Origin of the sequence: Salinicola endophyticus, assembly GCF_003206575.1 — a bacterium.
In the GTDB taxonomy this organism is placed as follows: domain Bacteria; phylum Pseudomonadota; class Gammaproteobacteria; order Pseudomonadales; family Halomonadaceae; genus Salinicola; species Salinicola endophyticus.
The window spans coordinates 264,738-285,976 of the sequence record NZ_PZJO01000005.1 but is presented as its reverse complement, the minus strand read 5'-3'; the positions used below and the strand labels follow the sequence as shown (position 1 = coordinate 285,976).

Below are 21,239 nucleotides of genomic sequence, written 5' to 3'. Positions count from 1 at the left end.
ACGCCAGACGCGAGCTGGTAGCTCTCCACCGTGCCATCGACATCGGTGGCCGCCGGGACATTACCTTCGAGTACCTGATTTTCACCCGTGCTCTGGGTGTCGGTCTTGGCGACTGGCAGGTCATTGGTGCCTGTGACCGTGATAGTGACCGTCTGCGGGGCACTGACACCGCCGTCGTTATCCGTGGCGGTGTAGGTGAAGGTGACATTGCGGCTCTCACCCGCGGCCAGACCGTCGAAGTCGGTGCCCGGGTTAAAGGTATAGCTGCCATCGCTGTTGAAGCTCAGCGAGCCATTATTGTCACCAACACTATTAACCAGTTGGTAGCTCTCGACCGTACCGTCAACGTCGGTGGCCGCCGGCACCTGGGCGTTCAGCGTGGCGTTCTCACCCGTCGTTTCGGTATTGGCCTCGGCCACCGGCACGTCATTGGTGCCGGTGACGGTAATGGTCACCGTCTGCGGTGCACTCACCCCACCGTCGTTGTCCGTGGCGGTGTAGGTGAAAGTGACGTCACGACTCTGGCCGGCGGCCAGGCCGTCGAATTCGGCACCCGGATCGAAGGTGTAAGAGCCATCGCTATTGAAGCTGAGGCTGCCGTTGCCCTGGCCCACGCCGGTCGCGAGCTGGTAACTGGCGATAGTGCCATCGACATCGGTGGCCGCCGGCACCTGGCCATTCAACGTCGCGTTCTCGCCAGTGGTTTGGGTACCGGCGCTCGCTACCGGATTCTGATTGGTTGCCGCAGCATCAGTCCCGCCGGTGGCATCGGCGGCAGGAGGCGAGAAGCTCGCCGGGGTGACGGTCGGTGACCCTAGCGCCGCAAAGGTGGCGTCATAGCGGTAGCTGCTGCTCTCTTCGCGACCCACTCGGGCGATGTCGAACGGTGTGGAAAAACCGCCCTCACCCGAGAGGCTGCCGCCGCCACCGCCAGCATTACCCGCGGCCGGCGCCTGTTGAACCGTTGTGGGGTCGACGCCCGCTGCGATGGCCGCCTGCAGCGCGGCGACGTCGCTGTCGGCGCTGCCAGAATCGGCCACCAGCAGTGTAGGAACGTCGTCGACGACCTCGAGCACCAGCGGCTGCCCGGCATTGAGCGGCAAGACAGTACCGTCCGCCAGAATCAGTCGGCCGCCATCCGGCGCCACCAAGGTCGCGCCCTCGGGAATCGCCATGCCCGGGATCAGCAGCTTGCGCGGATCCAGCACAAAGACATCGCCATCAACCCGGACCACGGTGAGCAGAGCGGCCATTGAACTTCCCCCAATTGTAACCAGATGCGAGCGCGCAACACGAGGTTTACGCTATTTTGGCGAAATGTAACCCTTTCGTGCACGCAATCAAGACTAATTTATTAATCATTTGCCATGTTTTCCTCAATCTTAGCCTAGCATTTGTAAAACTTAGGAAAACCAATTTGTTATGAATCATTAGCGGGCGAACGCCGGCGGCGATTGGTTAGCCAGCTCGCGACTTCCTCGATATGATCGAGCCAGCAGACCCCACAAGGCGACCACCCCCATGCCCGACGTGATCCCCGCTGCCCTGCAGCCGTTCAGCTCTTCCCGGGTACGCGAGATGCCCGACAATCAGATCGTGACCGTGGCGGACCTGGCGCGGCATGACGACAGCGTGGTCCGCCTCTGGATCGGCGAGGGGGATCTGCCCACGCCGGCTCCCATCCGCGATGCCGCCATCGCAGCGCTCGAGGCGGGCGATACCCGCTATGGCTACTCCCAGGGCACGCCAGACCTGCGCCAGGCGCTGTCGGACTATCACCGGCGCCACTGGGATGTGGAGGTGGCCCCCGAACGCTTCTGCGCCTCGATCGGCGGCATGAACGCGGTGGTCATGGCCATGCAGGCCATACTCGACGAAGGTGATGAGGTGATCATGCCCTCGCCTGCCTGGCCCAACGCCAAGCAGGTGGTCGCGATCTGTGGTGGCGTCAATGTCGCGGTCGCCTTCGACTTCCATGACGATGGCGCCATCACGCTCGACCTCGACGCCCTCTTCGCCGCAGTGACCGAGCGCACCCGGGCGATTTTCATCAACTCGCCCTCCAACCCCACCGGCTGGCGCATGCCGCTGGCAGATATGCGCCGGCTGCGCGACTTCTGCCGCGAGCGCGGGCTCTGGATCATCGCCGACGAGGTCTACAACCACTTCGTCTACGACGGCCAGGGGCCGGCCCCCTCTTTTCTGCAACTATGTGAGGCGACCGACCGCCTGCTGGTGACCAACACCTTCTCGAAGAACTGGTGCATGACCGGCTGGCGTGCCGGCTGGGTCGTCTGCCCCCTGGGCATGGAGACCCTCTTCGCCAGGCTATGTCAGTACAACACCACCGGGGTAGCCCCCTTCGTGCAGCGCGCCTGCCAGGTGGCGCTCGAGACCGGCGATGAGTTCATCGCCCATCAGATCGCCCGCTGCCAGGTATCGCGGGATATCCTGGTGCAAGGGCTGGAGGCCCTGGACAACGTCACCGTGTTCACGCCCCAGGGCACCTTCTATCTCTTCTTCAAGGTGCACGGGCTGCCAGGCACCAGCCTCGAGCGCGCGGTGCAGCTGCTGCGAGAGACCAAGGTCGGCGTAGCCCCCGGCAGCGCCTTCGGCCCCGAAGGAGAGGATTACCTGCGCATCTGCTTCGCCATCGCCCCCACACTGGCCGAGGAGGCGCTGGCGCGTCTGGTGCCTTATCTGCGCACGCTGTCCGCTGTCGCGCCGTCCGCCCCGCGCTGATTTCCCTTCATTCCACCTCAAGGAGCCCGCCCATGCCGGCACTTCGCCCAGACGTCGACCCCGACGGCCTGCTGGAATACTCGGTCGTCTATACCGATCGCTCGCTCAACCACATGTCGCAGAACTTTCAGCAGGTCATGCGCGAACTCTCGCGCCTGCTGAAGCGGACCTACCATGCCCATAGCAGCATCATCGTGCCCGGCAGCGGGACGTTCGGCATGGAGGCCGTGGCCCGTCAGTTCGCCACCGATGCCCGCTGCTTGATCGTGCGCAACGGCTGGTTCAGCTACCGCTGGACCCAGATTCTCGACCAGGGCCGCATCGCCGCCGCCACCCAGGCGCTCAAGGCCCGGCGTCAGGGCAGCGACGCCCACTCGCCGTTCGCCCCGGCACCGATCGACGAAGTGGTCGCCGCCATCCAGGCGGAACGCCCGGCGGTGGTCTTCGCCCCGCACGTCGAGACCTCCGCTGGGGTGCTGCTGCCGGATGACTATCTGCGCCAGCTGGCCGAAGCGGTGCATGCCGTCGACGGCCTGCTGGTGCTCGACTGCATCGCCTCGGGCACCGCTTGGGTCGACATGCAGGCGACCGGCGTGGACGTGCTGATCAGCGCCCCGCAGAAGGGCTGGAGCGCCTCGCCCTGCTGCGCCATGGTGATGCTCAGCGAACGCGCGCGGGCGCATATCGAGCACACCAGCAGCAGCAGCTTTGCAGCGGATCTCAAGCGCTGGCTAGGGATCATGGAAGCCTACGAGAATGGCGGGCACGCCTATCACGCCACGCTGCCGACCGACGGCCTGACACGGCTCTATCACACCATCCAGGAGATGGAGCAGGACGGCTTCGACAAGCTCGAGAAGGCGCAGTGGGAGCTGGGTCAGCGTATTCGCTCGCTGCTGGCCGAACGCGGCTACCCCAGCGTCGCCGCGGCGGGGTTCGAAGCGCCAGGCGTGGTGGTCAGCTATACCCAGGAGCGCGATCTGGTCCAGCGCTTCGCCGCCCAAGGCGTGCAGATCGCCGCCGGCGTGCCGCTGATGTGCGACGAGGGCGATGACTTCCAGACCTTCCGTATCGGCCTTTTCGGGCTGGACAAGCTGGAAGATATCGAGGGCGCGGTGACCCGCTTCGCGCAGGCGCTGGATGCGCTCTGAGTCTACCGGATCGAGTCCAGCGCCATAACGCCAAGGGCGCGGTATCGATGATTCGATGCCGCGCCCTTGTCAGCCTTGCCAGCCTTATAAGGCCATCACGCCCTCAGCAGGCGTCGAGCCGAGTCAGCAGTGCCGCCCGCCGTGCGTCTGGCATGAAGGCGACATCGATGGCGTTGCCCGCCAGTTGCTTGAAGGTCTCGCGGTCCCAGGCGAAAGCCTGTGCGCAGGCGAGATAGTTCTCCAGCACGCCGCCACCGAAATAGGCCGGGTCGTCGGAGTTGAGCGTCACCTTCAGGCCCTGTTCGAGCATCTGCGGCAGCGGATGGTCGGTCATCTCCGCCACTACCTTGAGCCGCACATTGGAGAGCGGGCAGACGGTCAACGGCATCTGCATCTGGCGCAGACGCTCGACCAGTGCCGCGTCCTGCAGACAGGCCACGCCGTGGTCGATGCGGCAGACATCGAGTTCGTCCAGCGCTTCGCTGATATAGGCCGCCGGCCCCTCTTCACCGGCATGCGCCACCCGCGGGATGCCCAGCGCCTTGGCGCGCTCGAACACCGCGCTGAACTTGGTCGGCGGATTGCCCACCTCAGCGCTGTCCAATCCCACCGCATCGATCGTCTCGTAATAGGGAGCTGCCTTCTCCAGTACCGCCATCGCCTCGGCAGCATCGCGATCACGCAGGAAGCTCATGATCAGCGCACTGGTCATGCCCCACTCGCGCTCCGCCTGACGCCGGGCGCGATTGAGCCCCTCGAACGGCACCGCCAGCTCGACGCCGCGGTTCAGGTGCGCCTGTGGATCGAAGGAGAGCTCGACGTGTACTACGCCTTCCGCGTGGGCTTGTTCGAGGTAGGCCATCGCCAGGTCATAGAAGTCCTGTTCGGTGCACAGAACCCGCATGCCCTGATAATAGAGATCGAGAAACGACTGCAGATCGCTGAAGTCGTACGCCTCGCGGACTTCGTCCACCGTGGCGTAGGGCAGGCTCACCCCGTTGCGCGCCGCCAGCGAGAACATCAACTCCGGCTCCAGCGATCCCTCGATATGTAGATGCAGCTCGACCTTGGGTAGATCACGTAGCCAGGTTTTCACGCTTGCTCCTCGCCGTTTCGAAATGAGTGCCCACAGGATGCCGAAAAGCACCGACACTGGGAAGCGCATGCCGCACGGAGCTCGGTGAAAAGCCTCAGACACGGATCAAGCGGGAACGGCAGCGCCCGGCGCCAGCCCAGTCAGGTTCAGCTCGATACCCGCGTCATCAGCACCTTGATGCCCAGCGCGATCATCGCCGCGCCGAGCACACGGTCGATCCAGTGGCTGCCCCGCTGGAAGGCGCGCTGGATGCGCGGGGTCGACAGCAGCAGCGCCACTGCCGAGAACCAGCCCAGCTGCAGCAGCATGATCCAGACGCCGTAGATGGCGATCTGGTACAGCGGCATCGCCGGCGAGAGCACAATGGTGAACAGCGCGACGAAGTAGATCGGCGCCTTGGGATTGAGCGCATTGCACAGGAAACCGGCACCGACGGTGCGCCAGGCCGAACGTGGGAGGGCGGATACCGAGCCGGCAGCCACGCCGGCCTCGCTCAGCGCCGGGCGCGAGCGCAGCCCCTTGATGCCCAGATAGAGCAGATAGGCGCCGCCGAGGAGCTTGATCGCCCACAGCGTCTGGGCCGAATTGGCGATCACCGCGGCCAGCCCGAAGGCGGAATAGACGATATGAATGGAGAGGCCGAGCGCGATACCCAGGCTGCACAGCAGCCCTACCCGCCTGCCATGGCTCAACGTCTGCTGGGTGACGAGCACGAAATCCGGCCCCGGCGAAGCCGCCGCCAGCAGATGGACGAAGGTGATCACGATCAGACCGTGTAGCATTTCCATATCGACTCCAGCGCTACCGCAGCGACAAGCGTAAAGGTTTTCCGCCATGATCGAACACTTTCGTCACCAAGCCTACTGCAACCTTTGGTCCAATCACCGCCTCCTCACTGCCTGTGCCGGTCTGTCGCAGGAGGCGCTGTACGCCGAGCGCAGCGGTTTCTTCCCCTCGATCCATGCCACGCTCAACCATATCCTGATCGTCGACGCCTACTACATCGATGCCCTGGAAGGCGGCACGCTGGGGCTAGGCGCCTTCGACGACGAGCTACCCCACGCCGCGATCGACACCCTGCAACCGGCCCAGGAGAGGCTCGACCGGCATCTGGTCGCCCTGTGCGAGAGCGCCACGCCCGCGTGGCTGACGCGCGAGACCGTCCTGCCACGCGGCACCCACCAGCAGCACGAGCCCACCCATCGCGTGCTGGCGCATCTTTTCGTGCACCAGACCCACCATCGTGGTCAGGTCCACGCCATGCTCTCGTCCACGAAGGTCGCACCGCCCCAGCTCGACGAGTTCTTCCTGCGCGACGAAGCCCCGCTGCGCCAGGCCGAATTCAGTGACCTCGGTATCGACGAAGATCAGGTGTGGCGCTCGAACGACTCAGCCCACTAGGCGCTGTCTGAAAAGTCGACGAGCGAAGGCAAAGCCGGGGCGCGCAGCTAAGGCAAAAATCGACGAAGACGGACCGGGCTGGCGCTCCAGTTTACGCGTTGTAAATGAGCATGTGACTCGCTCCGCTCGCCCTTCGGGCCGTCCTACGGACGTTCTGAACGTTGTTCAGTGAGTCGATTTTTAACGCCGCGTGGGCTAGCGCAGTACTTTTCAGACGGTGACTAGTTTGCGGTGCGCGTCCGCCAGGGCCGCCATGCTGTCGAAGCGGAAGTCGATCCGCGGCATCCCGCCCGGGTCCATGGTCGCGCCGAAACCCTGCTGATCGTGGCGGCGATAGATCCAGCAGTTGGCCAGCCCATGCTGGTTGGCCGGCTGATGATCGTGGAACAGGCTCTCCGCGGTATGCAGGATGCGTGTCTTGTCGATGCCGCGCTCGCCGAGCTTCTCCAGCAGATAGTCGAAATTGCGCGGCGAGGGCTTGTAGGAGCCGATGTCCTCGGCGGTATAGACCGCATCGAACTCGACCTCCAGCTTGCGCTGGCTATAGGCGAAGCTCTCGTTGTCGACGTTGGAGAGTACCACCAGCTTGTAGTGCTGCTTGAGATAGCCGAGTGCCGCCGCGCTATCGGCGAACGCCGGCCACTGCTTGACGAAGTCGCCGTAGGCCAGGCACTCGTCGTGGGTCACCGTCACTCCCCACTCCTCGGCCAGCCGCTTGTAGACCACCGCCAGCAGCCAGCGATACTGCAGGTGCGGGGTATAGCGCTGCTGGCTCGACTCGTGACGCGCATGCGCCTCGAGCACCTGGTCGCGGCTCAGGCTCAGTTCAGTGCGCTTGAGCAGCGGCTGCAGCCCCGCCACCATGCCACTCTCCCAGTCGATCAGGGTGCCGTAGACATCGAAGGTCAGGGTATCGAAATCGGTCAATTGCATCGGTCCGCCTCTTGTCGGTAGCCGTCATGGGGCTCGCCGGGGATGGCGAGCACTCAGTCGTCCTTCAGTGCCCATAGGCGCATCGCCACCTGCAGCTGCAGGCGCACGTCGGTATCGTCCAGATCCATGCCCAGCGCCTCGCGCAGGCGCTCCAGGCGATAGCGCAGGGTGCTGATATGAATCTCCAGCGCACGCGCCGTCTGCGCCAGATGAAAACCGTGGTCGGTCAACGCCGCGAGGGTGAGACGCAGGCTGGTACCCCGTTCGGCCGGATCGAGCGCCTCGATGATGCGCGTCAGAAACAGCCGGCGGGCGTCGTCGTCGCCCTCCAGCACCCGGTTGAACAGCATCGATTCGAAGTCGCGCAGCTCCCCCGGCCGCAGCGCGGCAGCCAGCCGCGCCACGTCGTCGGCGCCCTTGGCGGTCTCCACGGCGCCACGCACCTGCCGGCTGACCGCCATGGCCGACTCACCATCGCCCAGCCGCCGCCACAGTGCCGTGGGGGACACGTCGCTACGCAGCAGAAACAATAGTTGGTTGAGCGAGACCGAGATCAGCGGCGGCTGCTCGATCCCTTGAAGGTAGCGGCTCAGGCGGCGCTCCCAGCGCTCGCGCCGTAAAAGCCCCTCGCGACTGAGCGGCACCGGCTCGTTGAGCAGGATGGCGCAGACCTGATACGCCGCCTGGGGCTCCCAGCCCTGCAGCGTGGCGCGCTCCAGCGCCGCCGGCGTGGCCTCGAAACGCCCCTCCAGCAGCGAGTCGACGAAGGCGTAACCGAGCCGCGACTCCTGGGCCTGGAGCGCACGCTGGTGCGACAGGTGCAGCGCCGAGATCAGCGCCGCCTGCTCCGCCGCCCGGCGCTCCAGTTCGCTCACCCGGGCGCCGGATTCATCGATCCACAGAAGTGCCGCCCGCACCTCCTGGATGTGCACCGGGCAGGCCAACCAGCGCTGGCCGTCGCCTGCCGGATCATCCAGCGAGCACGCCTGGCTACCCGCCACCGCCTCCGCCGCCTGCTGCGCCGCCGGCGTCGGCAGGGGCCGAGCATGACGCTCCCGGCTGCCACCCAGCCACTCGCCATCGAGACCCGTGAATAGCACGGCCCGCCCGAGCAGCTCGCTCAGGGCAGCGGCGATATCCCCCAGGCTGCCGGCGGTCAGCGCCGAGCGGGTGAGATCGCGATGAATGCGCTCGGCGCGAGCGATCAACTGCCCCTGACGAGCGATCAGCCAGGCGTGCACCTCCTCGGTGATCTGGCTGAAGGGCACGTCCCAGGGGATCTCCAGCAGCGGAAAGTCGAGCGACTCGGCGACCTCGCGACTGGTCGCCGGAAAGGCCGACAGAAAACGCGGCACGGCCAGCGCCACGCCGGCCAGCCCCTTCTCCGCCAGCGCCTCGACAAGCGCGCGCTCCGCCGCCGGTTCATCCGGCCAGTGGTAGCCGGTGGTCAGCAGCAGCTGGCCCGGCTGGACCCAGTTGATGATATCGGGGTGGTCGACCATATGGACCCAGCGCAGCGGCCGCGAGAGCGAACGCTCCCCGGCCACCACGCAGGCGTGGCACAACTTGGTCTCGCGCAGCGCCGTGGCCAGATCCAGCTCGGCGGCCGGCGGCGCCTGGGGCGCTTCGTGCATCAACGATCCAGGCGAGTGGAAACGAACTTGCAGTCGAGGTACTCGTCGATGCCGTAGTGACCACCCTCGCGCCCGAGGCCGCTGTCCTTGACCCCGCCGAAGGGCGCATTCGGCACCGAAGGGGCGCCGTCGTTGACACCGACGATGCCGTAGTCGAGCGCCTCGGAAACACGTGCCGCGCGGCCCAGGCTGCGCGTCCACAGATAGGCCGCAAGGCCGAACGGGGTATCGTTGGCAGCGGCGATCGCCTCCGCCTCGTCGTCGAAGACGATCAGCGGCGCCACCGGGCCGAAGGTCTCCTCCTGCATGATGCGCATCTCCGGCGTCACCCCGGTCAGCACCGTCGGCGCGACATAGAGTCCGTCGACGCTCAAGGCAGGCGTCAGCCGCTGCGCGCCCTTGGCCAGGGCATCGTCGATGTGCGCCTGGGCCTTGTCACGACCCGCCTGGCTGACCAGCGGCCCGACCTGGGTCGCCTCGTCTTCGGGATCGCCGATCGCCAGCGCAGCGGCCGCTGCGGCCAGACGCTCGGCAAAGGCGTCGAAGATACCGCGCTGGACATAGATACGGTTGGTGCAGACACAGGTCTGGCCACCGTTGCGGAACTTGCTTGCCATCACCTCGGTCACCGCGGCGTCGATATCCGCATCATCGAAGACCAGGAAGGGCGCGTGTCCGCCCAGCTCCAGCGACATGCGCTTCATGGTGGCGGCGGACTGGGCGTAGAGCCGCTTGCCCACCGGGGTGCTGCCGGTGAAGGTGAGCTTGCGAATGCGCGCATCGGCCATCAGCACCTCGCTGATCGCGGCCGGACGCTCGGCGGTGATCACCTGGAACACCTCGGCCGGGCCACCCACCTGACGCCACAGCTCAGCCAGCATCAGCGCCGTGATCGGGGTCTGCTCTGCGGGCTTGACGATCACCGAGCAGCCGGCCGCCAACCCTGGCGCCACCTTGCGCGTGATCATCGCCGCCGGGAAGTTCCACGGCGTGATCGCGAACACCGGCCCCACCGGCTGGCGCAGCACCGACAGACGCTTCTCCGGATGCGGGCTGGGCAGGATATCGCCATCGATACGCTTGGCCTGCTCGGCGAACCACTCGATGAAGCCGGCCGCGTAGTCGACCTCGCCGCGGGCTTCGCGAATCGGCTTGCCCATCTCCCGGGCCATGGTCAACGCCAGCGTCTCCTTGGCTTCGAGCATGGCGCCGTGCCACGCCTTCAACAGCGCCGCACGCTCGAATGGTGTGGTCTGGCGCCACTGCTCGAAGCCGCGCTGGGCACTGTCCGCTGCCACCTGCGCGACCTCGGCACCACAGTCGGCGACTTCGGCGATGGGCTCGCCGGTGGCCGGCGAGCGCACCGTATAGCGTGCGCCGGCCTCGCTGTCATGGCCGGCAATGGCGGCGGGATAGAAAGGTGCACTGGCGGAGGGAACGGGCAGTGACATGATGCAACTCCTGCAGCAGACAACGGACGGATATCCCGGCGGCACCCCGCGGAACACCGGCCCGAAGACAGTAAAGGGAAACGGTTACCCGGATGGTAAGTGCCCGGCCGGCCGAAATCTTCCTATGAAAAACAGGAATATCTCAAAACCTTGCCATACAAGAGAAAGGAATTCGAGGGTAGGCAAAAGCGTGGCATGCGCACAGCGGACAACGTTCATACCCTGCGTTCACACCCTGCGTTCAGGCGCTTCAGACCACGCTCACCGGTGGCCCATCTGACGCAGCGACCCGCGTCTGCCAGGCATGCCCCGGCGCGCCGCTGGTGATCACCGCATCGAAATCGGACAACTCGGCGAAGAACGCCGGGCGCATCACCTCGAGCTTGCTCTCGTCGGCGACCAGAATGCTGCGTTCGGCATGCTCGATCGCCGCCTGCTTCGGCGCCACCTCATGGAAGTGGAAGCAGCTGGCCCCCTTGTCGATCTGCACGCCGGCCGCCGAGATGAACGCCTTGTTGATGCCCAGGCGCCGGATCGCCGTGGTGACATCCTGCCCCCCGAAGGATTGCGACGCCGGATAGTAGAGCCCGCCCAGCACCACCAGGCGCATGTTGGGCATATCGCGCTGGCAGAAGGCATTGGCTACGTTGAGCGCATAGGTGACCACGGTCACGGTCAACTGACGCGGCAGCTCTGCGCACAGCGCCACCAGCGTGGTGCCGCAGTCGATGAACAGCGTATCGCCCTCCTCGACACGTGCTGCGGCCTCCCGGCACAGCCGCTGCTTGGCCGCCGCGAAGTGATCCTTCTGGGTATCGAGATGGTAGGCGGCGGCGAACTGCGGATTGTCGGCCATCACCAGATGACCGCCGAACGAGGCGATGGTCCCGCTGCTGGCAGCGATATCACGCCGGATGGTCATCTCCGAGACCCCGCACAGCGCCGCCGCCTCGGCGAGCGGCAGGGTACCGGCGCGCTTGAGCGCCTCGCTCAGCCGCTCGAGACGCTGCGCACTACGTCCATTCATAGGTTCGTGCTCCGCCACCCCATCGCCATCATCGCTGATCCCCGCTCGAAGCCAAGCCGCTGCCGCCATTGTTGTGTCATGCCAACCTCCGTGTCATGCCAATCGCCGTGTCATGCCAAAAGCGTCGCGCCAGGCGCCCATTTGGGCGGATGGCGTGTACTGCCTCCGCCCAGACACATCGGGGAGCCTGCTGGCTCCCCGATGACATGACGGATCGACGACTCGACCGATCAGAACTGCCAGCCGACCCCCAGATAATACCCCCAGCCGGTGGAGCGCAGCTCGAAGCTTTCACCACTGGCATTGGGGAAGGGCGCGGTGACGCCATCGTTCCACTGCCCGCCGTTATGGAAGTAGCGCGCCACCGCCATGAAGCGCAGGTGAGTGAACTGGTACAGCAGCACGTTGGTGGCCACCGTCGACTCGTTGGTACGTACCGAGTTGCCATCACCCAGGTCCGAGCCGAAGTCGTGGTTGGTGAAGCCGACGTAGACCAGCGAAGCACCGTTGTCGAAAGTGCCCAGCGGATAGGAGTAGTTGAGCTGGGCGCGATAACCGTCCCAGGAGTTCTCGTTGGCGGCGCCGTAGTTCTCCCACTGGCGACGCTTGTAGAAGTTGAACGAGAGCCCCAGCGGCGAGCCGGTATCGATATCGGTCCCCAGACCTGCATAGAGCGTGTTCTGGCGATTGTCGCTGTTGTGACCCCAGTCGAAGATGTAGTCGAAGGCGACGAACCACTCCTTGAACGGCCCGAAGCTGAGATCCTGCCCGGTCATGTCATCGATCGACAGTCGCGGCTCCAGCTCCATGAAGACCGGCGAGCCCTTGTCGAAGATGCCGCGGTCGGGGCGATTGCCGATGCCGAAGAATTTGGGAAAGTCGATATAGCCGTAGAGATCCAGCGGTCCCTTGCGGCCGAAGAATTCGTACTCGAGATAGATATCGTCGATCTGCTGCGGGCCGAAGCGAATGTTCTTGCTGCCGATGACGGTCAGGTTCTGGTGGTACCAGTCGGACAGATAGGGCCCATCCGCGGTCTCATCCACCGCCTGCGGTCCCTCGGCCGGTGTTTCCTGCTCGATCACCGGCGCACTGCCCTGCTCGCTCGCATCGCCGGCCGCCCATGCCGGCGTGACCGCCAGCCCCCACAGCGCCAGCAGGACGCTGGCCTTGCTCATGCCGTTCCCGTTCATGCCCTCTCCCATGCCTCATTGTTGTCGTGGCGTCATTGGGAACCACTGCATAAATGCCTGCACGTGCGAATGACTGCGTTGCGCGGTGCTGGGGCGCCAGCCCGGTCGAAGGCTCGCCTAACCCCATGTTATGCCTCGCGTGACGCGTTGCTTCGAGTCTGCGCTCCGAGCGCCCTGTCCTTCATCTCGTTCGGCGATTTATTCAGCGCTTCCCTTGTTATCGCGCCAGGATTGTTGTCGCGGCGTCACTGCCGGTGCGCCTCAGCGCCAGTTTCATCCCCGCCCTGCCAGTGCCTAACGCAGGCTGCCCTGCTCGGCGCGCAGCCGGGGCGCGACCCGCAGAAAGGGGGCGGTGACGCCGATCACTCTATGGCGTTGTCAGAATAAAAACAATAAGTGACTAGACAAACATAAAAATGTTAAAAAGCGCACACAGAACCGCAATCCCCCCTCTCCAAGACCAACACCAAGGACAACAACATGACACTCATCATGGGTCTGGTCGGCGTCGTCGTTCTGCTGCTGATCGCGCTCGCCTTCTCGAGCGACCGCAAGGCGATCCGCCTGCGCACCGTGGCCGGCGCCTTTCTCATTCAGGCCGGCATCGGCGCCTTCGTGCTCTACGTGCCGGTGGGCAAGAGCGTGCTGGGCGCCATCTCCGGGGCGGTCAGTCAGGTCATCGGCTACGCCAACGACGGCATCGGCTTTCTCTTCGGCAATCTCGCCGACCCCAGCAACATCGGCTTCGTCTTCGCCATCAAGGTGCTGCCGATCATCATCTTCTTCTCCTCGCTGACCGCCGTGCTCTACTACCTGGGCATCATGCAGTGGGTGGTGCGCATCCTCGGCGGCGCGCTGCAGAAGGTACTCGGCACCTCGCGCACCGAGTCACTCTCGGCCACCGCCAACGTCTTCGTCGGCCAGACCGAAGCGCCGCTGGTGGTGCGGCCGTTCCTCGCCAACATGACCAAGTCCGAGCTGTTCGCGGTGATGTGCGGCGGGCTCGCCTCGGTGGCCGGCTCGGTGCTGGCCGGGTATGCCGAGCTCGGCATCCCGATGGAGTACCTGATCGCGGCGTCGTTCATGGCCGCCCCCGGCGGGCTGCTGTTCGCCAAGATCCTGATGCCCGAGACCGAGACTCCGGACGACCACACCGGCAAGGCCAAGGAAGTCCTCGACGCCGAGGACAAGCCGGCCAACGTACTCGACGCCGCTGCCACCGGGGCCTCCTCGGGGCTGATGCTGGCCGCCAACGTGGGCGCCATGCTGCTCGCATTCATCGGCCTGATCGCGCTGATCGACGGTATTCTCGGCGGTGTCGGCGGCTGGTTCGGCGTCGATTCGCTGAGCCTGTCGATGATCCTCGGCTGGCTCTTCTCGCCGCTCGCCTTTGTGCTCGGCATCCCGTGGCACGAGGCCACCCTGGCCGGTTCCTTCATCGGCCAGAAGCTGGTGGTCAACGAGTTCGTCGCCTATATCAATCTGGCGCCCTACATCAGCGGCGACACTCTGGTGGCGGAGACCGGCAAGGCGATGTCGGCGCACACCGCGGCGATCCTGTCGTTCGCCCTGTGCGGCTTCGCCAACCTCTCCTCGATCGCGATCCTGCTCGGCGGCCTCGGCACGCTGGCGCCCAATCGCCGCCACGAGATCGCCCGCTACGGGCTCAAGGCGGTCCTCGCCGGCACCCTCTCCAACCTGATGTCGGCGACCCTGGCGGGGATCTTCCTGGCCCTGGCCGGTACTGCCTGAGCCCGCGGGCCCGACACGAACCGGGGCGGCAGGGACAGACGCCGCCCCACTCGCCCGGGGCCGCCCTCTTTTCCTCTCTGCGCTTCAAGGAGATAGCCGGATGAAGACGCTCCAACAGGCCGCCAGCCAGGCGCTGGCGATGATGGATCTGACCTCGCTCAATGCCGACGACGATGCCGCGCGCATCGAGGCGCTGTGCCGGCGCACGGCGACCGACTTCGGCTCACCGGCGGCGGTGTGCGTCTATCCCGCCTTCATCGATGCCGCTGATCGCCAGCTGCGCGAACTGGGGCTGCGCGACCGGGTACGTATCGCCACGGTGACCAATTTCCCCGATGGCAGCGTCAACGCCGAGCGCGCCGCGCGCGAGACCCGGGCGGCCGTGGTCGCCGGGGCCGACGAGGTCGATGTGGTTTTCCCCTATAAGGCGCTGATCAATGGCGACACTGCCTCCGGCCGGGCGCTGGTCAGCGCCTGCCGCGAGGCCTGTGGCGACCAGCGGCTCAAGGTGATTCTCGAGACCGGCGAGCTCAAGCGCCCCGAGCTGATCCGTCAGGCTGCCGAGATTGCCCTCGATGCCGGCGCCGACTTCCTCAAGACTTCCACCGGCAAGGTCGCCACCAACGCCACCCTCGAGGCCGCCGAGATCCTGCTCACCGCCATCCGCGACAGCGGCCGCGATGTCGGCTTCAAGGCCGCCGGCGGTATTCGCACCAGCGAAGAGGCCCAGACCTACCTGGCGCTGGCCGAGCGCCTGATGGGCACGGCCTGGCTGACCCCGGAGCACTTCCGTTTCGGCGCCTCCGGGCTGCTCGACGCCCTGCTCGCTACCCTCTCGGGCAAGGCCGCGACGCCGGCGGGCAGCGGCTACTGAGCCGAGCGGAAAGAACGAGCGGAGAACACGAGCGCTGACAACCGCCCACGAGGAGCGAAGATGCTGATTCAGGAGATCATCCGGCGCAAGCGCGACGGCCAGACCCTCGACCGACAAATGCTCGATCTGGTCATGCGCGGGATCGCCGATGACACGGTCGGAGACGCCCAGATCGGCGCCTTCGCCATGGCGGTCTATCTCAACGGCATGCACGAGGCGGAGGCGACCGCGCTGACCGAGGCGATTCGCGACTCCGGCCAGGTGCTGAGTTGGGACGATCTCGACCTCGCAGGGCCGGTGCTCGACAAGCACTCCACCGGCGGCGTCGGCGATCTCGTCTCGCTGGTCCTGGGTCCCTGGATCGCGGCCTGCGGCGGCCACGTGCCAATGATCTCCGGCCGTGGCCTGGGCCATACCGGGGGCACCCTGGACAAGCTGGAGTCGATCCCCGGCTACGATATCACTCCCAGTGAGGCCACCTTCCGTCGTCTGGTGCAGGAGGTCGGGGTCGCCATAATCGGCCAGACCGGCGCGCTCGCCCCTGCCGACAAGCGCCTCTACGGCGTGCGCGACGTCACCGCGACGGTGGAGTCGCTGCCGTTGATCGTGGCCTCGATCCTGGGCAAGAAGCTCGCCTGCGGGCTGGGCAGCCTGGTGATGGACGTCAAGGTGGGCAGCGGCGCCTTCATGCCGACCCCGGAAGCCTCGCGCGAGCTGGCAGAGGCGATCGTCGCCACCGGCTGCGCCGCCGGCACCCGCACCAGCGTACTGCTCACCGACATGAACCAGCCGCTGGCGCGCTGCGCCGGCAACGCCCTGGAGGTAGCGGCAGCGCTCGAGGTGCTGCGCGGCGACGATCGCCACAGCCGTCTCTATCGGGTGACCCAGGCGCTGGCCAGCGAGATGCTGATCCAGTCGGGGCTGGCCAGGGATGCCCAGGACGCCGAGCGGCGCCTGGCACAGACGCTCGACAACGGCGCCGCGCTCGAGCGTTTCGGGCGTATGGTCCACGGTCTCGGCGGGCCTGCCGACTTCACTCAGCGCGCCGCGCACTACCTGCCCACGGCACCGGTCGTGCACGAGGTCGCCGCCCCCCGCGACGGCGTCGTGCACGCCATCGACACCCGCGTGCTGGGGCTCGCGGTGGTCGAGCTGGGCGGCGGGAGGCGCAATGCCGGTGACGCCATCGACCCACGCGTGGGGTTGTCGCATATCGCCGAACTGGGCCAGACGCTCAGCGCCGGCGAGCCGCTGCTGCGGGTTCACGCCGCCGATCGCGAGGCAGCCGAGGCCCTGGGCGCGCGTCTGAGCGACGCCTTTCATCTGGAGGCGGGCGCAGCCGATACCCCCACGCTCGTCCACGCCACCCTGCGCCAGGAGGATCTGCCATGACCACGTCCGTCACGCCCCGCCGCGCCGTGCTGCTGGTGCTCGACTCCTTCGGTATCGGCAATGCCCCCGATGCCGACGCCTTCGGCGATGCCGGTGCCGACACCCTGGGGCATATCGCCCGCTATCGCGCCGACGCCGGACGCCCGCTCGACTTGCCCAACCTGGCGCGGCTCGGTCTCTATCACGCCCATCACCGCGCCACCGGCAGCTGGGCCGCCGGGGTGACGCCCCCAGCCGAGCCGACCGGAGGCTGGGCCTGCGCACGCGAGATCTCCTCCGGCAAGGACACCCCCTCCGGCCACTGGGAGATCGCCGGCGTGCCGGCACTGTTCGAATGGGGCTATTTCCCCGAGCATGAGGAGAGCTTTCCGCCGGAGCTGCTGGCGGCGCTGATCGCGCAGGCCGGGCTGCCCGGCGTGCTCGGCAACTGCCACGCCTCCGGGGTGCCGGTGATCGAGGCCCTCGGCGCGGAACACATCGCCAGCGGCAAGCCGATCGTCTACACCTCGGCGGACTCGGTGTTCCAGATCGCCGCCCACGAGCAGCACTTCGGCCTCGACCGCCTCTATCGGCTGTGCGAGATCGCACGTGAACTGCTGATGCCCTACAACATCGGCCGCGTCATCGCGCGCCCCTTTGTCGGCGAGACACCATCGAGTTTCGAGCGTACCGGCAACCGCCGCGACTACGCCCTCGAACCGCCCACGCCCACAGTGCTGCAAAAGCTCCACGATGGCGGCGGCCAGGTGCTCGGCGTAGGCAAGATCGGCGATATCTACGCCCACTGCGGCATCAGCGAGGTGCGCAAGGCGCACGGCTTCGAGGCCCTGTTCGCGGCGACCCTGACGGCGATCGACGACGCCCGAAAGACCGACGTGGACACGCTGGTGATGACCAATTTCGTCGACTTCGACACCCTCTACGGCCACCGCCGGGACCCGGAGGGATATGCCAGCGCACTGGAAGCCTTCGACCGCCGCCTGCCCGAACTGCTGGCCAGGCTGGCCCCCGAAGACCTGCTGATCCTCACCGCCGACCACGGCAACGACCCGACCTGGCGCGGCACCGACCACACCCGCGAGCAGGTGCCGGTACTGCTCGCCAGCGGTGGCCCCAGCGGCGACCTCGGCGCCCGCGACACCTACGCCGATATCGGCCAGACCCTGGCCGAGTTCTTCGACCTGGACGCCATGGACTACGGCACCTCACTACTGGCCGCGCGATCTTCAGGAGACTGACATGCCAACCCCGCATATCGAAGCCCGCGAGGGCGATTTTGCCGACACCGTGCTGATGCCGGGCGATCCGCTACGCGCCCAGTTCATCGCCGAGACCTTTCTCGACGACGTCGTCTGCGTCAACCGCGTGCGCAACATGCTCGGCTTCACCGGCACCTACCGCGGCCGCCGCATCTCGGTGATGGGCAGCGGCATGGGCATCCCCTCGCTCTCCATCTACGCCAAGGAGCTGATCACCGAGTACGGCGTCCAGCGTCTGGTGCGCGTGGGCTCCTGCGGCGCGGTGCGCGACGATGTCGGCGTCAACGATATCGTCATCGGCATGGGCGCCTGCACCGACTCCGGCGTCAACCGCACCCGCTTCGGCGGCCACGACTTCGCCGCCATCGCCGATTTCGCCCTGACCCGCCACACGGTGGACGCCGCCCGCGAGCGTGGCACCCGAGTCAAGGTGGGCAACCTGTTCTCGGCGGACCTGTTCTACACCCCGGACGACGCCTTCTTCCACACCCTGCAGCGCCACGGCATCCTCGGCGTGGAGATGGAAGCCGCCGGCCTCTACGGCGTCTGCGCCGAGTTCGGCGCCCGCGCGCTGACCGTGTGCACCGTCTCCGACCATATCCTCAAGCACGAAGCGCTCGACGCCCAGACCCGCCAGACCGGGTTCGCCGAGATGATGGCGATCACCCTGGAAGGTCTGCTGCGCGACGACCAGGAACCGAGCCATGACTGAACCCAGCGACATCACGGTCCCCGAGAGCATCCGCCAGGCCGCACTCGCCGTGCGTGCCAACGCCTACGTGCCCTACTCCGCCCACCCGGTGGGGGCGGTCCTGATCGGCGCCAGCGGCCAGACCTACGTCGGCTGCAACGTCGAGAGTGCCAACTACAAGGGGCTGTGTGCCGAGGCCAGCGCCATCGCCGCACTGGTCTCCAACGGCGAGCAGCGTATCCGCGAGATCTACGTGATCGGCCCCGGCGAGCACCTGTGCACGCCCTGTGGCGACTGCCGTCAGCGCATCCGCGAATTCGCCACCCCCGAGACCACGATCGTGGTGCTCGACGGCGACGGCCAGCCGCTCAAGCGCTACACCATGGACACACTGCTGCCCGACTCCTTCGGCCCGGAGAATCTCGCCAAGCGCTCGGGCATGAGCTGAGGCGCAGCGTCGATCGACCGCGGCTTTAGAGGCTGACGTCGGGGTGGTCGATTTGGGTATACTCGGCGACAAACAACAGCTAACCGATGCCCCGCATCGGCTCATGCGGAACGCCCATGGTCGCCACCGGCTTCTCAGCCTTCGAGTCGCTGCTCGTGAAGAGCCCCCATCAGCGTGAGAGCGCCGAGCTCTTGCTGCTGTGCTGGGTCTTTGCCAACAAGCACGTCCCGCTCGATGAAGACCGCCGCTATCTCGAACGTCTGGCCGCGCGCGCGCATCACCGCCGTGATCTGGAGACGCTGCTGGCGGCGGCCAGGCGACAGGATCTGGGCGACGTCCAGCTCGCCGCCGAGGTGCTGACGAAGGAACAGACCGGGCCGATCATCGCCTTTCTGCGCCAGGCGGTGGTTCTCGCCACCAGCGACGGCGCGCTGAGTCTGCGCAATCACCATATCCTGCGTTTCCTGGCCGATCTCTCCGGGGTTTCGCCGGACGCCCTGCGCGCGCTCTACCGTGAGGTCACCGGCCGGACCCTGGCCGCGCCCGAGGATCTCAGCCACCGCAGCCACTGGCAGCCCGTCGAACCGGAGGCCGAGGACACCGCGGAAGTCGAGGAAGGTGATACCGGCTCGACCCAGGCCAACGCCGGCGAGTATCGCGGCTCCTGGCGGGACCGGGTCCGGCGCCTGGCCGAGAACCAGTGGCGCGAACACAAGCAACAGCAGCAGTGGCGCCGCCAGCAGGCCCAGCAGGCCCGCGAACGCGAACAGCAGCGAGAGGCGGCGGCGCAGGCCGAGCGCGAACGCCGTGCCCAGGCCCACGCCAAGCGCCAGGCCGAGGCACAAGCTCAGCAGCGTGAACAGGCGCGGCGCCAGGCCGAGGCGGAAGCCCTGCGCCGCGAACAGGCTCAGCGCCAGCGCGAACAGGCCCAGCGCCAGCGCGAAGAAGCCGCACAGCGTCAACGCCAGGAGCAGCAGCAGCGCCAGTACCAGGAACGCCAGCGCCGAGAGCGACAGCGCCAGGAGCAGGAAAGTCAGCACCAAGAGCAACAGCGCCAGTGGCAGCGCGAGCAGAGCCGGCAGCGCCAGCGCGCCGGTTTCGACGCGCCCTCCTACCCCATCCGCCGCGCGCTGATCGAACTGGAGCTGGACACCAGCGCCTCACCGCGGGAGATCAAACTCGCCTATCGGCGCCTGGCCCAACGCCACCACCCCGACCGTTTCCACGGTCAGAGCGAGTGGCGGATCAACCTCGCCTCGCAGCGCTTCCAGCGCATCAAGAACGCCTACGACCTGTTGATGCAGCATGCGTGATCTCTATCTACGACTCGGCATCCCACCCACCGCCACCGCGGAGGAGATCGAACACGCCATCCGCCACTGTGCCAATCAATCGCTCAAGGCGGATGCCCAGGCCGCACTGGGCTCCCCCGAACGCCGCGCCGAATACGACGACATGCACCAGCTGCTGGGCGATATCGGCCGCCTGCGCGCCGGCCTGGGACTGACCCATGCGCCGCACTGGCACGGCGACGCCGCCAACGACTTCTCGCCGCCCGGCGCGCCCACCACACGCCAGGCGCAGTTGACCCGCAAGCTCGATGTCGCCCTGCAGCACTATCAGCAGCGCAAACCCCGCCGCCTGTGGCTCACTGCCGCGATCACCGTGGGCCTGGTGGTGGCCCATCTACTTGGCCGGCTACTGGCCTAAGGAAACGCTGCATAAATGCCTGCGCCAGCGAATCGCTGCGTTGCGTGGTACTCGAACACTCGCCTAACCCCATGTTATGTCTCGCGTTCTGTGTTCCATGCGCCTTGCGCTTCATCTCGCTCGTCGATTTATGTAGCGTTTCCCTAACCGCGGCGGCGCAGCGGCTCGAGCAGATCGCTGAGGCCGTTGTGGTCGATCTCGTGCATCAGCGCCAGAAGCTGGCCGATCTCCCCACGGGGAAAGCCCTCGCGGGCGAACCAGGCCAGATAGGGGCCAGGCAGATCGGCGATCAGGCGGCCTTCGTACTTGCCGAACGGCATGCGCACACTCACCAGCTTGTTCAGATCCTCGGGTTCCATCGTCGCTCCTGTCGCGCCTCTTGCGTCTCGTCCGGGGCCCATCTTAGCCGATCGTCGCGCCGGGGCCTGCCGCCCGCTTGCCGGCCAGGCATGCGCTGGGCGCATACCCCCATTCCCAGCCGCCGC

20 protein-coding genes are annotated in these 21,239 nt (G+C 66.5%); 11 read left to right on the top strand and 9 right to left on the bottom strand.

Annotated elements, in window-relative coordinates; all coding sequences use genetic code 11:
• Nucleotides 1–1,253, bottom strand: a 1,253-nt coding sequence (locus DOM66_RS13525; protein WP_157959048.1) for a retention module-containing protein, incomplete at its 3' end; no start/stop codon positions are given.
• A 268-nt stretch (nucleotides 1,254–1,521) separates the two neighbouring features.
• On the opposite strand from DOM66_RS13525, the gene DOM66_RS13520 reads away from it, so the two are divergent.
• Nucleotides 1,522–2,742, top strand: coding sequence for a pyridoxal phosphate-dependent aminotransferase (locus DOM66_RS13520; RefSeq protein WP_110690547.1), 1,221 nt, complete (start codon nucleotides 1,522–1,524; stop codon nucleotides 2,740–2,742).
• Between the two features lie 32 nt (nucleotides 2,743–2,774).
• Nucleotides 2,775–3,893 (top strand): aminotransferase class V-fold PLP-dependent enzyme, encoded by a 1,119-nt coding sequence (locus DOM66_RS13515; protein ID WP_110690546.1) that lies wholly within the window; start codon nucleotides 2,775–2,777, stop codon nucleotides 3,891–3,893.
• Between the two features lie 103 nt (nucleotides 3,894–3,996).
• Here DOM66_RS13515 and DOM66_RS13510 read toward each other — a convergent pair whose 3' ends face one another.
• Both DOM66_RS13510 and DOM66_RS13505 read right to left on the bottom strand, forming a co-directional pair.
• The gene (locus DOM66_RS13510) at nucleotides 3,997–4,989 is read right to left on the bottom strand and encodes an adenosine deaminase (protein WP_110690545.1); all 993 of its coding nucleotides are present in this window, start codon (nucleotides 4,987–4,989) and stop codon (nucleotides 3,997–3,999) included.
• Between the two features lie 146 nt (nucleotides 4,990–5,135).
• Nucleotides 5,136–5,777 (bottom strand): LysE family translocator, encoded by a 642-nt coding sequence (locus tag DOM66_RS13505; RefSeq protein ID WP_110690544.1) that lies wholly within the window; start codon nucleotides 5,775–5,777, stop codon nucleotides 5,136–5,138.
• Between the two features lie 46 nt (nucleotides 5,778–5,823).
• Here DOM66_RS13505 and DOM66_RS13500 point away from each other — a divergent pair, with 46 nt between their 5' ends.
• Nucleotides 5,824–6,390 carry a DinB family protein gene (locus tag DOM66_RS13500; protein ID WP_110690543.1) on the top strand — a complete coding sequence of 189 codons (567 nt, stop codon included), beginning with the start codon at nucleotides 5,824–5,826 and terminating at the stop codon, nucleotides 6,388–6,390.
• Between the two features lie 210 nt (nucleotides 6,391–6,600).
• Here DOM66_RS13500 and DOM66_RS13495 read toward each other — a convergent pair whose 3' ends face one another.
• The 5 genes from DOM66_RS13495 to DOM66_RS13475 form a co-directional block, all read right to left on the bottom strand.
• On the bottom strand, nucleotides 6,601–7,323 hold the full coding sequence (locus DOM66_RS13495; protein WP_110674545.1) for a haloacid dehalogenase type II: 723 nt from the start codon (nucleotides 7,321–7,323) through the stop codon (nucleotides 6,601–6,603).
• 53 nt (nucleotides 7,324–7,376) lie between these two features.
• Nucleotides 7,377–8,957 carry a PucR family transcriptional regulator gene (locus tag DOM66_RS13490; protein WP_110674546.1) on the bottom strand — a complete coding sequence of 527 codons (1,581 nt, stop codon included), beginning with the start codon at nucleotides 8,955–8,957 and terminating at the stop codon, nucleotides 7,377–7,379.
• A complete protein-coding gene (locus tag DOM66_RS13485; RefSeq protein ID WP_110690542.1) occupies nucleotides 8,957–10,408 on the bottom strand; it encodes an NAD-dependent succinate-semialdehyde dehydrogenase in 1,452 nt (483 codons plus the stop codon). Before DOM66_RS13485 ends, DOM66_RS13490 begins: the two co-directional genes overlap by 1 nt.
• Before the next feature lie 250 nt (nucleotides 10,409–10,658).
• Nucleotides 10,659–11,435 (bottom strand): DeoR/GlpR family DNA-binding transcription regulator, encoded by a 777-nt coding sequence (locus tag DOM66_RS13480; RefSeq protein ID WP_110674548.1) that lies wholly within the window; start codon nucleotides 11,433–11,435, stop codon nucleotides 10,659–10,661.
• A 230-nt stretch (nucleotides 11,436–11,665) separates the two neighbouring features.
• Nucleotides 11,666–12,628, bottom strand: a complete 963-nt coding sequence (locus tag DOM66_RS13475; protein ID WP_232825140.1) for a nucleoside-specific channel-forming protein Tsx — start codon at nucleotides 12,626–12,628, stop codon at nucleotides 11,666–11,668.
• 480 nt (nucleotides 12,629–13,108) lie between these two features.
• Between DOM66_RS13475 and DOM66_RS13470 the strand changes: the two genes are divergently transcribed.
• From DOM66_RS13470 to DOM66_RS19600, 8 genes are all read left to right on the top strand, one after another.
• Nucleotides 13,109–14,380 (top strand): NupC/NupG family nucleoside CNT transporter, encoded by a 1,272-nt coding sequence (locus tag DOM66_RS13470; protein ID WP_110674549.1) that lies wholly within the window; start codon nucleotides 13,109–13,111, stop codon nucleotides 14,378–14,380.
• 100 nt (nucleotides 14,381–14,480) lie between these two features.
• A complete protein-coding gene (deoC, locus tag DOM66_RS13465; RefSeq protein ID WP_110690541.1) occupies nucleotides 14,481–15,254 on the top strand; it encodes a deoxyribose-phosphate aldolase in 774 nt (257 codons plus the stop codon).
• A gap of 60 nt (nucleotides 15,255–15,314) precedes the next feature.
• Nucleotides 15,315–16,646, top strand: coding sequence for a thymidine phosphorylase (gene deoA, locus DOM66_RS13460; RefSeq protein ID WP_110690540.1), 1,332 nt, complete (start codon nucleotides 15,315–15,317; stop codon nucleotides 16,644–16,646).
• Entirely contained in the window at nucleotides 16,643–17,884 is a 1,242-nt protein-coding gene (locus tag DOM66_RS13455; protein ID WP_110690539.1) for a phosphopentomutase, read from the top strand. Before deoA ends, DOM66_RS13455 begins: the two co-directional genes overlap by 4 nt.
• A gap of 1 nt (nucleotide 17,885) precedes the next feature.
• Complete coding sequence (deoD, locus tag DOM66_RS13450) at nucleotides 17,886–18,617, top strand: purine-nucleoside phosphorylase (RefSeq protein WP_110690538.1); 732 nt, start codon at nucleotides 17,886–17,888, stop codon at nucleotides 18,615–18,617.
• Complete coding sequence (locus DOM66_RS13445) at nucleotides 18,610–19,044, top strand: cytidine deaminase (protein ID WP_110674554.1); 435 nt, start codon at nucleotides 18,610–18,612, stop codon at nucleotides 19,042–19,044. The genes deoD and DOM66_RS13445 overlap by 8 nt, the downstream gene beginning before the upstream one ends.
• A gap of 116 nt (nucleotides 19,045–19,160) precedes the next feature.
• Nucleotides 19,161–20,357 carry a J domain-containing protein gene (locus DOM66_RS13440; RefSeq protein ID WP_157959047.1) on the top strand — a complete coding sequence of 399 codons (1,197 nt, stop codon included), beginning with the start codon at nucleotides 19,161–19,163 and terminating at the stop codon, nucleotides 20,355–20,357.
• Nucleotides 20,350–20,754 (top strand): hypothetical protein, encoded by a 405-nt coding sequence (locus DOM66_RS19600; protein ID WP_157959046.1) that lies wholly within the window; start codon nucleotides 20,350–20,352, stop codon nucleotides 20,752–20,754. The genes DOM66_RS13440 and DOM66_RS19600 overlap by 8 nt, the downstream gene beginning before the upstream one ends.
• A 143-nt stretch (nucleotides 20,755–20,897) precedes the next feature.
• Here the strand turns inward: DOM66_RS19600 and DOM66_RS13430 are convergent, their stop codons facing one another.
• Complete coding sequence (locus DOM66_RS13430; RefSeq protein WP_110690536.1) at nucleotides 20,898–21,113, bottom strand: DUF3820 family protein; 216 nt, start codon at nucleotides 21,111–21,113, stop codon at nucleotides 20,898–20,900.
• Nucleotides 21,114–21,239 lie beyond the last annotated feature (126 nt).

Bases quoted from the DNA above. Each gene is read 5' to 3' on its own strand.
- deoA (WP_110690540.1), top strand. From the start codon at position 15,315: ATGCTGATTCAGGAGATCATCCGGCGCAAGCGCGACGGCCAGACCCTC.
- deoC (WP_110690541.1), top strand. From the start codon at position 14,481: ATGAAGACGCTCCAACAGGCCGCCAGCCAGGCGCTGGCGATGATGGAT.
- DOM66_RS13500 (WP_110690543.1), top strand. From the start codon at position 5,824: ATGATCGAACACTTTCGTCACCAAGCCTACTGCAACCTTTGGTCCAAT.
- DOM66_RS13480 (WP_110674548.1), bottom strand. From the start codon at position 11,435: ATGAATGGACGTAGTGCGCAGCGTCTCGAGCGGCTGAGCGAGGCGCTC.
- deoD (WP_110690538.1), top strand. From the start codon at position 17,886: ATGCCAACCCCGCATATCGAAGCCCGCGAGGGCGATTTTGCCGACACC.
- DOM66_RS13515 (WP_110690546.1), top strand. From the start codon at position 2,775: ATGCCGGCACTTCGCCCAGACGTCGACCCCGACGGCCTGCTGGAATAC.
- DOM66_RS13430 (WP_110690536.1), bottom strand. From the start codon at position 21,113: ATGGAACCCGAGGATCTGAACAAGCTGGTGAGTGTGCGCATGCCGTTC.
- DOM66_RS19600 (WP_157959046.1), top strand. From the start codon at position 20,350: ATGCGTGATCTCTATCTACGACTCGGCATCCCACCCACCGCCACCGCG.
- DOM66_RS13495 (WP_110674545.1), bottom strand. From the start codon at position 7,323: ATGCAATTGACCGATTTCGATACCCTGACCTTCGATGTCTACGGCACC.
- DOM66_RS13455 (WP_110690539.1), top strand. From the start codon at position 16,643: ATGACCACGTCCGTCACGCCCCGCCGCGCCGTGCTGCTGGTGCTCGAC.
- DOM66_RS13505 (WP_110690544.1), bottom strand. From the start codon at position 5,777: ATGGAAATGCTACACGGTCTGATCGTGATCACCTTCGTCCATCTGCTG.
- DOM66_RS13485 (WP_110690542.1), bottom strand. From the start codon at position 10,408: ATGTCACTGCCCGTTCCCTCCGCCAGTGCACCTTTCTATCCCGCCGCC.
- DOM66_RS13440 (WP_157959047.1), top strand. From the start codon at position 19,161: ATGGTCGCCACCGGCTTCTCAGCCTTCGAGTCGCTGCTCGTGAAGAGC.
- DOM66_RS13475 (WP_232825140.1), bottom strand. From the start codon at position 12,628: ATGAACGGGAACGGCATGAGCAAGGCCAGCGTCCTGCTGGCGCTGTGG.
- DOM66_RS13520 (WP_110690547.1), top strand. From the start codon at position 1,522: ATGCCCGACGTGATCCCCGCTGCCCTGCAGCCGTTCAGCTCTTCCCGG.
- DOM66_RS13470 (WP_110674549.1), top strand. From the start codon at position 13,109: ATGACACTCATCATGGGTCTGGTCGGCGTCGTCGTTCTGCTGCTGATC.
- DOM66_RS13490 (WP_110674546.1), bottom strand. From the start codon at position 8,957: ATGCACGAAGCGCCCCAGGCGCCGCCGGCCGCCGAGCTGGATCTGGCC.
- DOM66_RS13445 (WP_110674554.1), top strand. From the start codon at position 18,610: ATGACTGAACCCAGCGACATCACGGTCCCCGAGAGCATCCGCCAGGCC.